The following is a 14,032-nucleotide window of genomic DNA, read 5'->3' on the forward strand; positions in this document are numbered from 1 at the left end:
TATATCAAACTAGAAAAAAAGAAGCAAGAGTTATCCTGCTTCTTTTAGAAGGAATTTTGACATTGTCATCATTAGTGCTGTCATAAAAATAAGTTCGAATGTATTTGTTACGGCACCGCTCTCGATCGGAAGTGGAATAGCACTTCCTGCAATCATTAAAACAACTCCAATCAGCATCACATTCCATTTAGTATGGCGAAAAAGTGAAATGCTTACTAAAAGTAAAATAAACGTCACGATTAAAACCATAATTGGTGGTCCACTGTGCGCGCCAACTAGCGTATAACGAAGTATGCCATATTCGACGACTGGTTGAAGGGTTTGATGCATAATCTCTGTGATTTCATACACGATTAAGGTAATGGTAATAAGGAGAAAGCTATAAAGAGTAACGTTTTTCTTAGCCCATTGCAGTTTCGCATGCCTCCCAATACCCAAAGCAAAAAGTACAAGAGTAGGAGTGAAGAAAGCATGACCTAGAAATCTCCATAGGTTTAGCGTTTCAAGAGTGGATCCTTCACCAATAAACAAGCCGATCGCTAATAAACCGTTGTCATAAATGAGCCCTAGCATCACGACTAATAAAAAATATGTAAAAGAATGACTTGTTCGCGTTCTATAAAGAAACAAGCCCCAACCTAACAAGGCAATATATAAAGCAGTAAAAGAAAAATAAAGCACCGTGTCGATTATTATTTATTCACCTCTGTCATGCAATTTATATTTGTCTACGAGCTTTATACCCAAAATATTTAAAATTCAATCGTGAAAAAGAACATCTATCTTCCTAAAACAGAAATGGTTATAAAGTTTGTCTATGTATGTGAATTTGGTAGTCAGTGTAACCTTTCTGACTACTCTCTTTATGAGTCTATCAAATTATATATCTTACTTTTTCTTTAATGACTATAGGAACATGCTCATTTTAGTGAAAAATCAGTATTTTAACAATCACATTAGAAAGATTATGGAGTGAAAAGTAAAATTAAATTCATTTGTAATCTTTTTATGGGTTTTACATTACAGGAATGTTTCATGTATTAAAGATATTGCATCTTCGTAATGTGAATGTGTAAAAAATATAAAAAAAAATAAAGGATTAAAGAGCTTCTATTAGGCGAATGGTCACGAATGCTAGAGAAAATGCTTGGAAACGACAGCGTTGTGAAAGCTCCTTGACCTTTTATAACCAATACAAAAAACATGTATCGTTTGAGCTATTGACCGTTTCTTCGTGCGAGTGGTAGGTTTAGACCTGTTGAATTTGGTGCTCGAGCCCAAACGTAAAAATGAAATTAGATAAAGAGAAGAGAAACGAAATCGCAGATGAACGCTAACAATTTTAGCGGTCAGCGCTATTTTGGAAGGAGAAGGATAAGAGATGATCTTAATAGTCCTATGCTGCTTATTTTTACTAGGCTATGGCATTTGGGAGTATCGTAGACATTTGCGTAAACTGCATTCAATTCCAGTTCGAGTAAATGTTAACGGTATTCGAGGAAAATCAACTGTTACGCGTTTAATAACAGGAATTGTAAAAGAAGCAGGTTACAAAACAGTTGGAAAAACAACAGGTACCCAAGCGCGAATGATTTATTGGCACACATCAGAAGAAGAACCAATTATCCGTCGTAAAGAAGGGCCAAATATTGGAGAGCAACGACGCGTTGTAAATGAAGTTGCCGATATGGGAGCCGAAGCACTTATTTGTGAATGTATGGCCGTTCAGCCAGATTATCAAATTACATTTCAAAACCAGCTTATTCAAGCCAAAGTGGGCGTTATTGTAAACGTACTTGAGGATCACATGGATGTAATGGGGCCAACTTTAGATGAAGTTGCCCAAGCTTTCCTAGCGACAATTCCTTATAATGGACACCTTGTTACAATTGAAGGTCCTTATTTAGAGTATTACAAAAAGGTTGCAGCGGAGCGAAATACAAAAGTAATCGTTGCTGATAATGATCGTATTTCTGAAGAGTATTTACGTAAGTTTGATTACATGGTATTCCCAGATAATGCTTCAATTGGTTTAGCTGTTGCTGAAGCACTAGGCATTGATGAAGAAACGGCAATGAGAGGAATGCTAAACGCTCAGCCAGATCCAGGTGCAATGAGAATTACGAAGTTTGGAGATACAAGTAATCCAGCTTTCTTAGTAAATGGATTTGCAGCCAATGATGCTTCATCAACACTTCGTATTTGGGAGCGTGTAGATTCTATGAACTATAGCCCTAAGCTTCCGATTGTTATCATGAACTGCCGTCCAGACCGTGTCGATCGCACAGAACAATTCGCGGTTGACGTAATGCCTTATATAGAAGCAGATGTGATGATTGCAATTGGTCAGACAACCTCACCGATTGCGGATGCGTATGCAAAAGGAACGTTACCAACGAAAGAGTTCTGGGATATGGAAGGTGCATCAACAGAAGAAATTCTTGAGCGCATGAAACCATATTTAAAAGATCGCATTGTCTATGGTGTCGGAAATATTCATGGTTCAGCAGAGCCACTTGTAGAAGCGATTATTGAAATGAAAACGATGAAAAAAGCAGTTTAATCTAGGAGGCCATTTCATGTTCGGATCAGATTTATATATTGCCCTTGTATTAGGGATAACTCTCAGCTTAATTTTTACGGAAAAAACAGGTGTACTACCTGCAGGGTTAATTGTTCCAGGGTACTTGGCACTTATCTTTGATCAGCCAATGATGATTGTCGTTGTATTTGTTATCAGTTTACTAACATATGTAATTGTTGTTTATGGTATTTCAAAAGTAGTTATTTTATATGGACGTCGTAAGTTCACCGCAATGTTAATTACAGGAATTGCAATTAAAGTCATTTTTGATTATTTCTATCCTGTCCTACCATTTGAAGTATTTGAGCTACGTGGTATTGGAGTTATCGTACCAGGATTAATCGCCAACTCAATGCAAAAGCAAGGTGTACCATTAACGGTTGGAACAACAGTATTGCTAAGTGGAATCACGTTTGGTGTAATGCAAATTTATTACCTATTTTAATAAAAAGTTAAAAGAAAGGAGGACAAACATCAGTGAAGAAAAAGCAGCTAAACTTTCAGGAAAAAGTATTGATGTTCATAAAACGAACGAAGCCAAGCAGTGGAAAACAAGCACTTATCCTTACACCTATTTTAATCCTTGTTTTGGCACTAGCAGGTTGGGTTCAGCGTTCGGATGCGCTTCAAGATCCTAATCTTGCAAAAAAAGAGTCAAGTGATGATATCACCTTAACGATGGTTGGGGATATTATGATGGGTCGACATATCAAAGAAGTGACGAGCCGTCACGGAGAAGATTTTGTTTTTCGAAATGTTCAGCCTTTCTTTGATGAGTCTGACTATGTGAGTGGAAACTATGAGTCTCCTATTTTAACAAACGACGAAGATTCTTACGAGAAGATTGATAAAAGCATTCACTTATACAGTGAAGAAGAAGATTTAAAAACAATGAAAAATGCAGGATTTGATGTATTAAACCTAGCGAATAACCACGCGATGGATTACGGTACAAAAGGTCTAGAAGATACGCTTGCATCTTTTGAAAAAAACCGCATGAACTATGTCGGTGCTGGTCGTAATAAAGAAGAAGCGAAACATATTTCATATAAAGAAGTAGACGGTGTGAAGATTGCATCCGTTGGTTTCACAGACGTATATGTTGCAGGAATGAAGGCCGGTAAGAATAACCCAGGCATTTTAGATGCAGATCCAGATGTTATTTTTGAAACAATTCAAGAAGCGAAAGAAAATGCGGATTTAGTTGTTGTAAACGCGCACTGGGGTGCAGAGTACGATGTAGAGCCTAGTGAGCGTCAACAGGGCTTAGCAAAAGCAATGGTTGATGCAGGTGCGGATATCATCATCGGGCATCACCCTCACGTTTTACAGTCATTTGATGTTTATAATGGTTCAATTATCTTCTATAGTCTAGGAAACTTTGTCTTTGACCAAGGTTGGTCAAGTACAAAAAATACGGCGATGGTTCAGTACAACTTAAATAAAGAGGGCCAAGCTACGGTAGATGTCATTCCGATGATTATTAAAGAAGGTAGTCCTACGCCAACAGATAATCCATGGCGCATGAAACGAATTTACAACGACTTAACAAAGTACGCATCAAATGAAGGTCGTTTAGAAAAAGAGGATAAGAAGTTTCAAATTAAACTTGATCACACACACGTAATGAAGAGATCGCAGGAACGTCAAAACCAAAGTGATGATGCTCCTGCTAACAATACAGAAGAAGCATACACACAACAATAATTCAGCTAAAGGAGATGAAAGATGATGAAAAAACGAAAATTGCTTTTTGTAGCCATTATCATCTTTTCTCTCATTATTAGCGTCGTAGCGTATCAATTTTTATTTCCCAAAAAAGAGTATGCCGTTAGTACATCCGACCCTTACGCAACAAAAGTGGGGATGGATGTACTGAAAAATGGCGGTACTGCTGTTGATGCAGCGATTGCGATTTCCTATGCACTAGGCGTTGTTGAGCCATATGGCTCCGGTGTCGGTGGAGGTGGTGGCATGCTGATTGATCCAGCTGATGGAGATTCTACCTTTATTGATTACCGCGAAGTCGCTCCGAATTCAGATAAAGATGAGCAAGAAGGTGTTCCAGGCTTTGTCGCTGGGATGGAATACATTCACCAAAACTATGCAACAAAATCAATGAGTGAGTTAATAAACCCTGCGATTTCTTACGCAAAAGATGGCTTTAAAGTGGACCAAGATCTTCATGATAGGTTGATTTCGTATCAAAAAAACTTAGATGAAGATGAGCTTGAGCAGTTTTATCCGAATGAAGAAGCAATTGAAGCGGGAGAAGTCTTAAAGCAAAAAGATTTAGCTAAGACTCTTACAACGATTAAAGAAGAAGGTGCTTCTGCTTTTTATCGCGGAGATATTGGTGATGAAATCGCTGATGAGACGGAGATTTCAAAAAAAGACTTGCGCGATTATGAAGCAGTAGAGCGAAAGCCTTTAGAAACGAACTATAAAGGTAATCGCATCATTAGTGCTCCACCGCCGTTTTCAGGCGTCACGCTTATTCAAATGCTAAAGCTTGCTGATGAAGAACAAATTTGGGAACTAAAGAATGAAAAGCCAAGCTTGTTTAACCACTACCTAGGTGAAATATCGAAAGTGTCTTATCAAGATCGATTAGATAAAGTAGCTGATCCATCTTTCATTAAGCAAGCTCCTGAAGACTGGATCGATGATCGTTACGTTCGTTTATTAGGAAATAAAATTAATGAAACGCGTACGAAAAAAACGAAAGTTAGCGATGTAGAAGAGCACGAAAGTACAACGCATTTTGTTGTAATAGATAAAGAAGGAACGGTTGTTTCCACAACCAATACGCTAAGTAATTTCTTCGGAAGTGGAAAAAACATCGAAGGCTTCTTTTTAAACAACACGCTTGGTACTTTTGGTGAAGGCATTAATAAAATTGAAGAAGGTAAACGACCACGTACATTCACAGCGCCCACTATTATCCGCGGTGAAGATGAGTGGGTAATGGGAATCGGGACACCTGGAGGGAACCGAATTCCACAGGTGTTAACGCAGGTGCTAGGCAACTATTTTGACAGTGGTCAATCGATTGATAAAGCAGTGCAGTCAAGCCGCGTCATCTTTGATTCTGACAAGCTATATTCTGAAAAAGAACTTGAAAATGATGTGAAAGATCGATTGAAAACGTACGGATATGATGTGAAACAAACCGATAATCCGATGTTTTACGGAGGGGTACAAGCCCTCATTCAAGATAGAAATGAGTATACGATTTCAGGAAGCGCAGATAAAAGAAGGCATGGTTTGTGGGATAAAAGTACAGAATAATTGAGGAGGAATAATCATGGTAGTTAAACGTATTGTAGGAGTAGTAGCCCCAGTTGTTATCGTAGCAGGAGTTGTGGTTACGTTAGGAGCTTTAAAGCATCCAACAACTTTATCAACAATTGAAGAACAAAAAATTGAAAAGAACTTAAAAATGATGGAGCAAACTGAACAGCAAACAACGACTGAGCAACCTTCATTATCTTTAAACAAGTAAGTAAATCATCGTCGGTTAGCGTGATTAAAAGAGGCTGGGACATAAGTAGTTCAGTCCTTACTATACCTGAACGATTGAGAGTTCATAACTTTTAATCGTTCAGGTTTTTTGTTGATTGTGAAAACAATGTTGGAAACAGGGTGGAATGGAGCGTAGGACACTCGACTCCTGCGGGAAAGAGAGGGAAAACGGAGATCCCGCAGCGCAGCGAGGAAGCTCAGGTTCCTCCCCGCGGAAAGCGAGTGACCGTAGCGCAATGGAACGAACGAGTTGAGACAAATCAAAGAGATGGGAACAGCTAGTGTTCGTCTTTTAGAAGCAATCATTTTGTTATGTCCCAAACTCTTTTTTATACTACACACAACAAAGAAAGAAGTGAACAGCATGTGGAATAAACGGAGAGCTCTTATAGGAGGAGTTTCTTTATGTGTATTAATTGCGACTTCAGTATGGTTTGTTCGTAATCACGATGAAAATAATACGCCGTTATTTAGCAATGGAGATTCATCTTATGGAGTTAGCTCTTCCAACCCCATTGCTGTTGATGTAGGTATGAAGGTACTAAAAGATGGAGGTAATGCTGTAGATGCAGCAATTGCTGTATCTTACGCGCTAGGCGTTGTCGAACCGTACGGTTCTGGAATTGGTGGCGGTGGCGGCATGCTTATTGCCAAAGAAGGTGAAGAACCGACCTTCATTGATTACCGCGAAGTAGCACCTAGCTCTTTGGAAGGAAAAACGGGAGTTCCTGGCTTTGTAGCAGGAATGGAATATGTGAATAAAAAATATGGAACAACGTCTATGACAAAGTTGATTGATCCTGCTATTGAGTATGCCGAAAAAGGATTTAAAGTAGACGAACTCTTAGCGAGCCGATTATTTTACGCAAGTGGACGGATGGACGTCAGCAATTTATCAAGCTTCTTTCCGAGGGGGGAAGCTATAAAAGCAGGAGAGGAGCTAAAGCAGCCTGAGCTTGCTGAACAGTTAACGTATATTAAACAAAACGGAGCGGCTGGCTTTTATCAAAAGGACATTGCCAATCGTCTAGCAGAAGAAACAAGCATTTCACTAGAAGATTTGCAAGAATATGAAGTGGAAGAAAGGCAGCCGGTTGTTTCAACATACAAAGGAAATGAAATCATTGCGGCTCCACCTCCATTTTCAGGTATTACGGTTATTCAAATGTTAAAAATGATGGAGAAAGAAAACGTTAACATAAACGAGCAAGAAGTCGACTATAAGGCTATTAAGAAAATTAAAGAAATAGCGTACGCTGACCGAGTAAAAGAGATTAGCGATCCTGCTTTTTACCCACAGGATGTAGAGCGTTTCCTTAGCGATGAATACATTGAAAGTTTATTAGAAAACTCAGAAAAACGCGAAGTGGAAGGTGCAGACCAAGAACATGAAAGTACGACTCATTTTGTCGTTATTGATAAGGAAGGTACGACCGTATCCACGACCAATACGCTAAGCAATTTTTTTGGGTTAGGTAAGCAAGTAGATGGCTTTTTTCTTAATAACAATGCTGATACGTATGGCTCAATCGGCGTAAATAACCCTGAGCCTGGGAAAAGAGCCCGAACGTTTACAGCTCCTTTAATTATCCGCAAGGAAGGAGAATGGATAATGGGAGTAGGAACGCCGGGGGGAACTCGTATTCCACAGGTGTTAAATCAAGTATTAGCCCGCCATTTTCAAGGAGGAGAAGAGTTGGAAAAAGCGGTTGAAACGCCTCGCTTTATCTTTGATCAAGATACTCTTTATATCGAGCCAACTACGCCTGAAGAAGTAATTGAGCAGATGAGTGCTTTTGACGTACAAAGCAAAACAAGCGACGTCTATTACGGAGGCATTCAGCTGCTTGTGAAAGATCTTGGTAACGGCAGGATAACAGGTGTCGGTGATTCTCGCCGAAACGGTGTGTGGAAGCATAGCTAAGAAAAGGTAGCAGGGGCTACCTTTTTATCGTTTCGTAGACGGATGGAGTTTCCATGTAGCGGATCGTATGAAACTCTGAATAATTTGAATGATAATGAACGTAAATCGGAGCGTGGTCCAAGTCAAGCATTTGCCTAAAGAAGAAATGATCTCCGTATCGTAAAGCAGTTAAAAGCACCGGCATTTCTTTATTGAAAATAGCGTATCGAATGGCTTGAATCGATTTATCAGTATGGTGATCACCAATGAAAACGTATACGTAAAGAGCGGTTGTATCTTTGTAATGAACCCATTCCCCAAAAAGTTCGTTTCGCTGTTCGTTGAGCATGTCTTTAGCAAATGAAGCTCCAATAATTAAATACAGGGAATCCGTTTCAGAGACATAAGTCAGCGTATAGCGCCTTTTTAAAAAAGGCTGGGTAGGAGTTGCGCCGTGTCGGTATGTAACGCTAAACTCTTCAGGATTAAATGCAACCATCCTGCGTCATCCTTTCATGCTTTTAAGTAGTCTATGCCCGCACTAGGAAAAAAAGTCATTCAAACCCCTATTCTTTACAACGCCTATCTAAAACAGCTAATCTATAAAAGTGTAGGCGACTAACGAACGCTAAAAACAAAGTGGAAAAGGGGGAAGAAAATGGAGCCGTTTTATATTGTTCTATCCATATTCTTAGCCGCGATGCTTTCATACGACATCGCAAAATTTGTTCGAGGAGATAGACCTGACTGGAAAGAAGGCCTTGTGACGTTTCTCGTATTTATTGGATTTCTGGCAGCCATGCAGATGGCGTTTCAAATTGTGTAGAAAAGACCACTGACAAGGTGGTTTTTTTTAGTTTTGTGTTTCTCTTTTATTGATTAAATAAATTTGTTCCAACATTTGAAGAAAATAAAGCTTAGGACGTCAGAAATGATGAAAGTTAGATAGAAAAGAGGTACTCTTTGTACTAGTTGAGAAGAGTGCTTTTTAAAGTATTAGAAGATAGACCAGTTCTTATCAAAAGCCCTCCCCATAAAAAAGCCCATGATTGGAATGGAAGATGCGAGACTTCTACGGGACTAGCGAGACAGCTGAGACCCCGCAGTATACGAGGAGGCTCAGCGCTCGCCCTGCGGAAAGGGAGCAATCTGGAATGGAAATCATGCTAAGCAGAGAGAAATTATCAAACGAAGTCTCGTATTACTCTACGTTTATTAAATGTGCTAAATGCTTGTTCTAATGAATAAGCTTTATAGTAGAAAATAAAACTACAATTTGCGAAGGAGCAGAGGGTTTGTATAACAAGCGAAGGCGATTCATTAAACTAATGCTCGTCATTGTAGGGCTCGTAGCCGTATTGACTATAGGTGCTTTGGGATTTCAATTTACCTTTTTCTCTTCCACATATCATGCTAAAAATACGATTGAAGAATTCTATGACCTTGAACAAAAAGGAAACTTCTCAGATTCGTGGGAATCCTTTCATCCCGCTATGAAAGTTCGTTTCGAGAAGGGTGCCTATATTCAGGACCGTGCTCATGTTTTTTTTAATCACTTTGGTGTCGAAACATTTTCCTATGACATTACGGAAGTGGAAAAACTAGATACATGGAAAATGACAGCGGATGGCGAAGAGTTAACAGACGTTTATCAAATGAAAGTGATTCAAGTTTATAAAGGGAAATATGGGAACTTCTCCATTGACCAATATGTATTCGCAGTTAAAAATGAAGGAGAATGGACCGTTGCATGGGATTATAATCAGTGAAAAAGCATATGAACTCATGTGCTTTTTTTTATTGAAACTCCGTTATGTTTTTTAAAGAGGGGGTACAATGAATAAGGGAGGAGGTCTGATAATGAAGTTTAAAGCCATTTTACTTGATGCGTACGGAACATTATTTGATGTACATACCGTGATTAAAGCATGTGAAGAATACTATCCTGATAAAGGAACAAAAATAAGTCAGTTGTGGCGCCAAAAACAAATCGAATATGCGATGCAAAGCCAAATTATGGACCGCTATGTTGACTTTTATGAACTCACAAAAAAATCATTACGCTATGCTATAGATGCTGTGGATGAGAAAGTAACACCTGAAAGTGAAGAAGCGTTACTTCATGCTTATTTCAAGCTTAACCTGTACTCTGAAGTGAAACAAGTACTGGCGTATTTAAAAGAAAAAGGATATCTGCTTGCCATCTTTACAAATGGACCTAAGCATATGATTGATCCACTCGTAGCTCACCACAGGTTAGCACCTTTATTTGATGATGTCATTTCTATTGACGAAATCAAACAGTACAAGCCGTCCATGGCTAGTTATCACTACGCAGCGAATAAGCTAGAAGTGGAACGTGACGAAGTGCTTTTCTTATCATCAAATCCGTGGGATATTGCTGGAGCAAAGAATTACGGATTTTCAACTGTGTGGGTAAACCGTGATCATCAAGTGCCGGAGCATCGTGAATTAACGCCTAATCGTGTAATTCATGACTTAACAAATTTAGTCAAATAAAAAAACAGGACACGCGTCCTGTTTTTTTGCTCTAGCTATAGGCCTCGGGGTCTGTTTTGGACCTTGATCGTAACTTGATTAAACGAACGATATTAAGCACTAATGTCTTAACAACCGCATAGAACGGTACGGCTAAAATCATTCCTAAAATTCCTGCTAAGTTTCCAGCTACCAAGAGCAGTAAAATGATGGTCAGCGGGTGGATGTTTAGCTTTCTACCCATAATAAGAGGTGAAATAACGTTTCCTTCCAGCTGCTGAACAATCACCATAACAAGAATAACTAAAAGTGCTTTTGTAGGAGAGTCTAAGATTCCGATAACAACAGCCGGAGCAGCTCCGAAAAATGGACCTAAGTATGGAATGATATTTGTTACGGCACCAATTAAGCCCAGTACGAGTGCGAACGGCAATCCAATAATTAAGTAACCAATGGATGCACACACACCAACGAACAGTGCAACAAGCATTTGACCTTGAATATAAGTAGCCACCGTTTCTTTCGTTTCTTCTAAAATCTTTAGACCTTCATCACGATAAGATGGTGGGAAAAGCTTAACGATGTACTTAGGTAAGCTATGTCCGTCCTTTAACATATAAAACAAAATAAACGGCACGGTCACAACTGTAAGCGTGATGTTAGTCAAAACGCTAAAAATAGTTGATAAGCTGCTCGTGACACCAGTGGTAAGCGTAGATGAAAAGTTTGCAAGGGAATCCTCAATCTTTTCAATTGATACATATTCTTGCTCAACAATCCACTGGAATCCTTTTGTTTCTGATAAATTATTAATCGCTTCCTGGCTCTTTTCTACGTAAGTTGGGACTTTATCGGCAAACTGATTAGCTTCTTTTGAAAGAGCTGGGCCTAATGTTCCAACCGCGAGCGAAATCACGCCAATAAAAACGGCGTACAATACGAGAATCCCAATCGTTTTTGGTACTTTCCTTTTTTCAAGGAAAAAGACAATAGGACTAAATAAGAAATATAAAAATCCAGATACTAAAATAGGGAAAAAGAGCGTTGTGAAAAAGACAACGATTGGTTCAAATACAAATGAAATTTTCGTACAAATGTAAATGAACAATGCGATTAGCACAAGCTGAATCGTCCAAAATTGAAACTTCTTTGCTTTTGACACTTCATTACCTCCAAATAAATAAGTCAAACAATATCACTATCATACCCTTATCTAATTACTCTTCAAACGTTTTCTTTAGCTTCCAGCTATCATAGACTTCTGGCTGATGTGGCCAAGCTGAAAGAGAATGAGCTTCAATGGCTTTTAAGGCGAGAGGAGAAGCGTTGTTTTTATCCAACTTTTCCATGGGAATCCACAGTGCTTCAGCTGCATCTTGTCCTTCGAACTGACTCGGCATATGTATTAGCTCTCCGCCTTTAATCACTACATGATAAAAGACCGCAATGTGGTGAACATGAGTAAACTCTTTCCAGAGGCAAGGATATTGAAAATCAGCTGTACCTGCTTGTTTCGTAATGTTCACTTCAAAACCTGTTTCCTCCAAAAACTCTCGCTGCATCGCATCTACTAGCGTCTCGCCATGCTCAAGCTGACCACCGGGTAAATCAAAACGATGAATATAAGGTCCGCGATTTTTGCGAATGACGAGAATCTCTCCATCTTGTATACAAATGCCATATACTCCAAAGGCACGATCATATCGATCCATTCTATATTCACCAACTTTCTCCAATTGCATAATTCTCATTTTAACATATGTTTCAACTTAGCTTTCTAGTAAAAAGGAAGATTCCTGACGAGTTGAGTATAGGAAGTCTCATTAAACAGTCCTCAGTGGCAACCATGCCAAGCAGAGAGTATTTTTTTAATTGCTAATTAAGAAAGAACGGTTCTTGTTAAGAGTATTTTTATGCTCAGATGGAAATGCTGATTCTACAAGGGTTAAACATATGCATAAAAGGGAATACAAAAGTAACTAATCAATAGTTTGGAGAATACACAATGAAAAAAAGAAGAGTCGACTTTATCTTTTTATTTATTATGCTCGTATCTTCCTATCTTTTTTTCTTTACAGATTTATCGAAAGAATGGAAAATCGCGCTAGTTACTTTATATGCAGTGCTCATCTTCATCAGCATCTATTCCTTAATGCTCGAAAATCGGACGCCTCATAGTACGCTACTTTGGATGTATGTTCTCTTTTTCTTCCCTGTTGTGGGCTACATCTTTTATCTATACTCAGGTCAGCTGTACCTTAAAGGCTACTTATTTAAATCAAAGAGAATGAACAACCGTGAAACGCTCAAACGCATGACGGAAAAAGAAAAAGAAGCAAAGATAGACTTGTCTTCTCTAAGCCCTCATCAACGCTCATTTGCTGAGTATTCGGAGCGAGTTTCGTTTACAAAAGTAAACAACGGCACAAAAGCACGAGTTCTAAAAAACGGACAGGAAACTTTCTCAGAAATAACGGCAAGTTTAAAGAATGCAAAACACTTTATACATATGGAATATTATATGATTCACTCTGATAAGCTTGGAAAAGAAATCATGAGCTTGCTGATTGAAAAGGCAAAAGAAGGTGTCGAAGTTCGCTTTACCTTTGACACCGTTGGAAGCATCTCACTATCAGGCTCGGATGTTAAAGAGCTAAGAGACAGTGGGGTTAAAGTTTATGCCTTTTCACCGATTAAAAGCGGCTTTTTTAATCAAAAGTTTAACTTCCGCAATCATCGTAAAATCATTGTCATTGACGGTGAAGTTGGCTTTGTCGGTGGTTTAAACATCGGTATGGAATACTTGGGAGAAAACAAAGAAATTGGTTTTTGGCGCGATACACATTTAAAACTAGTAGGAGAATCCGTACAAACTCTTCATGCAGTTTTTTTATTTGACTGGGAGTATGTTTCCGGAGAAAATTTAATTATTGAAGAGCGCTACACAAAGACGGTTTCCACTTCAGGAGATGGTTTTACACAAATTATTGCGACTGGGCCTGATACCCATGAAAATATGAGCGAATACTATTACGCTATGATTGCATGTGCCACAAAATCGATTTGGATTTCAACTCCTTACTTAGTTCCAAATGAAACGATTCGAACAGCGCTTCGAGTTGCTGCTAAAAAAGGTATTGACGTTCGAATCATGGTACCGGAAATTAATGATGGCTTTCTTACTCAGTACGCAACAAGGTCTTACTTTGGAGAACTCATTCGTTCCGGAATCGAAATTTATTCTTATCAAAAAGGCTTTATGCATCAAAAGATTGTCATTATTGATGACGATTTTGCTTCTGTTGGAACAGCCAATATGGATATGAGAAGCTTTCACTTAAACTTTGAAGTAAACGCTTTTTTAATGAATTCAAAAGCTATTCAAGATTTAATTAAACACTTTGAAGAAGATATGGAAGACAGCGAACTTATTAAGCCCGTTGCTTTCTATAAGCGAGGTCTTATAGAGCGATCAAAAGAATCCTTCGCGCGCTTATTTTCAGGAATATTATAAAGGAGAG

Annotated in this window: 14 protein-coding genes; 10 read left to right on the forward strand and 4 right to left on the reverse strand. The window is 38.7% G+C overall.

Features of this window, described 5'->3' with window-relative positions; translation table 11 throughout:
- Positions 1-30: 30 nt before the first annotated feature.
- Positions 31-630 carry a hypothetical protein gene (locus tag MKZ18_RS05220; RefSeq protein WP_224840043.1) on the reverse strand — a complete coding sequence of 200 codons (600 nt, stop codon included), beginning with the start codon at positions 628-630 and terminating at the stop codon, positions 31-33.
- Positions 631-1,381: 751 nt separating this feature from the next.
- Between MKZ18_RS05220 and pgsB the strand changes: the two genes are divergently transcribed.
- The 6 genes from pgsB (at position 1,382) to MKZ18_RS05250 (ending at position 8,033) form a co-directional block, all read left to right on the forward strand.
- Complete coding sequence (gene pgsB, locus MKZ18_RS05225; RefSeq protein ID WP_025908235.1) at positions 1,382-2,563, forward strand: poly-gamma-glutamate synthase PgsB; 1,182 nt, start codon at positions 1,382-1,384, stop codon at positions 2,561-2,563.
- A 16-nt stretch (positions 2,564-2,579) separates the two neighbouring features.
- Positions 2,580-3,029 (forward strand): poly-gamma-glutamate biosynthesis protein PgsC, encoded by a 450-nt coding sequence (gene pgsC, locus MKZ18_RS05230; RefSeq protein ID WP_025908234.1) that lies wholly within the window; start codon positions 2,580-2,582, stop codon positions 3,027-3,029.
- A 32-nt stretch (positions 3,030-3,061) separates the two neighbouring features.
- Positions 3,062-4,291 carry a CapA family protein gene (locus MKZ18_RS05235; protein WP_025908233.1) on the forward strand — a complete coding sequence of 410 codons (1,230 nt, stop codon included), beginning with the start codon at positions 3,062-3,064 and terminating at the stop codon, positions 4,289-4,291.
- A 21-nt stretch (positions 4,292-4,312) separates the two neighbouring features.
- Positions 4,313-5,875, forward strand: coding sequence for a gamma-glutamyltransferase family protein (locus tag MKZ18_RS05240; RefSeq protein ID WP_100347250.1), 1,563 nt, complete (start codon positions 4,313-4,315; stop codon positions 5,873-5,875).
- A 16-nt stretch (positions 5,876-5,891) separates the two neighbouring features.
- A complete protein-coding gene (locus MKZ18_RS05245; protein ID WP_025908231.1) occupies positions 5,892-6,089 on the forward strand; it encodes a CapE family protein in 198 nt (65 codons plus the stop codon).
- 384 nt (positions 6,090-6,473) lie between these two features.
- Positions 6,474-8,033, forward strand: coding sequence for a gamma-glutamyltransferase family protein (locus tag MKZ18_RS05250; RefSeq protein WP_061786241.1), 1,560 nt, complete (start codon positions 6,474-6,476; stop codon positions 8,031-8,033).
- Between the two features lie 16 nt (positions 8,034-8,049).
- Here MKZ18_RS05250 and MKZ18_RS05255 read toward each other — a convergent pair whose 3' ends face one another.
- Positions 8,050-8,511 (reverse strand): staygreen family protein, encoded by a 462-nt coding sequence (locus tag MKZ18_RS05255; protein ID WP_062686584.1) that lies wholly within the window; start codon positions 8,509-8,511, stop codon positions 8,050-8,052.
- 159 nt (positions 8,512-8,670) lie between these two features.
- Between MKZ18_RS05255 and MKZ18_RS05260 the strand changes: the two genes are divergently transcribed.
- The 3 genes from MKZ18_RS05260 to MKZ18_RS05270 all read left to right on the forward strand — a co-directional run bounded on the left by MKZ18_RS05260 (position 8,671) and on the right by MKZ18_RS05270 (position 10,532).
- Positions 8,671-8,838, forward strand: a complete 168-nt coding sequence (locus tag MKZ18_RS05260; RefSeq protein ID WP_165932531.1) for a hypothetical protein — start codon at positions 8,671-8,673, stop codon at positions 8,836-8,838.
- Between the two features lie 469 nt (positions 8,839-9,307).
- The gene (locus MKZ18_RS05265; RefSeq protein WP_025909276.1) at positions 9,308-9,781 is read left to right on the forward strand and encodes a hypothetical protein; all 474 of its coding nucleotides are present in this window, start codon (positions 9,308-9,310) and stop codon (positions 9,779-9,781) included.
- 91 nt (positions 9,782-9,872) lie between these two features.
- On the forward strand, positions 9,873-10,532 hold the full coding sequence (locus MKZ18_RS05270) for a haloacid dehalogenase type II (protein ID WP_340842878.1): 660 nt from the start codon (positions 9,873-9,875) through the stop codon (positions 10,530-10,532).
- A gap of 31 nt (positions 10,533-10,563) precedes the next feature.
- Here MKZ18_RS05270 and MKZ18_RS05275 read toward each other — a convergent pair whose 3' ends face one another.
- Together MKZ18_RS05275 and MKZ18_RS05280 are read right to left on the reverse strand one after the other, a co-directional pair.
- A complete protein-coding gene (locus MKZ18_RS05275) occupies positions 10,564-11,673 on the reverse strand; it encodes an AI-2E family transporter (protein WP_062686582.1) in 1,110 nt (369 codons plus the stop codon).
- A gap of 55 nt (positions 11,674-11,728) precedes the next feature.
- Positions 11,729-12,223, reverse strand: a complete 495-nt coding sequence (locus MKZ18_RS05280) for an NUDIX hydrolase (protein WP_025909273.1) — start codon at positions 12,221-12,223, stop codon at positions 11,729-11,731.
- 293 nt (positions 12,224-12,516) lie between these two features.
- Between MKZ18_RS05280 and cls the strand changes: the two genes are divergently transcribed.
- A complete protein-coding gene (cls, locus tag MKZ18_RS05285; protein ID WP_061786236.1) occupies positions 12,517-14,025 on the forward strand; it encodes a cardiolipin synthase in 1,509 nt (502 codons plus the stop codon).
- Positions 14,026-14,032: the final 7 nt, after the last annotated feature.

The sequence above is a fragment of the Priestia sp. FSL W8-0001 genome (assembly GCF_038050335.1).
GTDB lineage: Bacteria > Bacillota > Bacilli > Bacillales > Bacillaceae_H > Priestia > Priestia flexa.

Excerpts from the sequence above, each read along its gene's own strand:
- pgsC (WP_025908234.1), top strand. The coding sequence starts at position 2,580 with ATGTTCGGATCAGATTTATATATTGCCCTTGTATTAGGGATAACTCTC.
- pgsB (WP_025908235.1), top strand. The coding sequence starts at position 1,382 with ATGATCTTAATAGTCCTATGCTGCTTATTTTTACTAGGCTATGGCATT.
- MKZ18_RS05270 (WP_340842878.1), top strand. The coding sequence starts at position 9,873 with ATGAAGTTTAAAGCCATTTTACTTGATGCGTACGGAACATTATTTGAT.
- MKZ18_RS05240 (WP_100347250.1), top strand. The coding sequence starts at position 4,313 with ATGATGAAAAAACGAAAATTGCTTTTTGTAGCCATTATCATCTTTTCT.
- MKZ18_RS05255 (WP_062686584.1), bottom strand. The coding sequence starts at position 8,511 with ATGGTTGCATTTAATCCTGAAGAGTTTAGCGTTACATACCGACACGGC.
- MKZ18_RS05250 (WP_061786241.1), top strand. The coding sequence starts at position 6,474 with ATGTGGAATAAACGGAGAGCTCTTATAGGAGGAGTTTCTTTATGTGTA.
- MKZ18_RS05280 (WP_025909273.1), bottom strand. The coding sequence starts at position 12,223 with ATGGATCGATATGATCGTGCCTTTGGAGTATATGGCATTTGTATACAA.
- MKZ18_RS05245 (WP_025908231.1), top strand. The coding sequence starts at position 5,892 with ATGGTAGTTAAACGTATTGTAGGAGTAGTAGCCCCAGTTGTTATCGTA.
- cls (WP_061786236.1), top strand. The coding sequence starts at position 12,517 with ATGAAAAAAAGAAGAGTCGACTTTATCTTTTTATTTATTATGCTCGTA.
- MKZ18_RS05260 (WP_165932531.1), top strand. The coding sequence starts at position 8,671 with ATGGAGCCGTTTTATATTGTTCTATCCATATTCTTAGCCGCGATGCTT.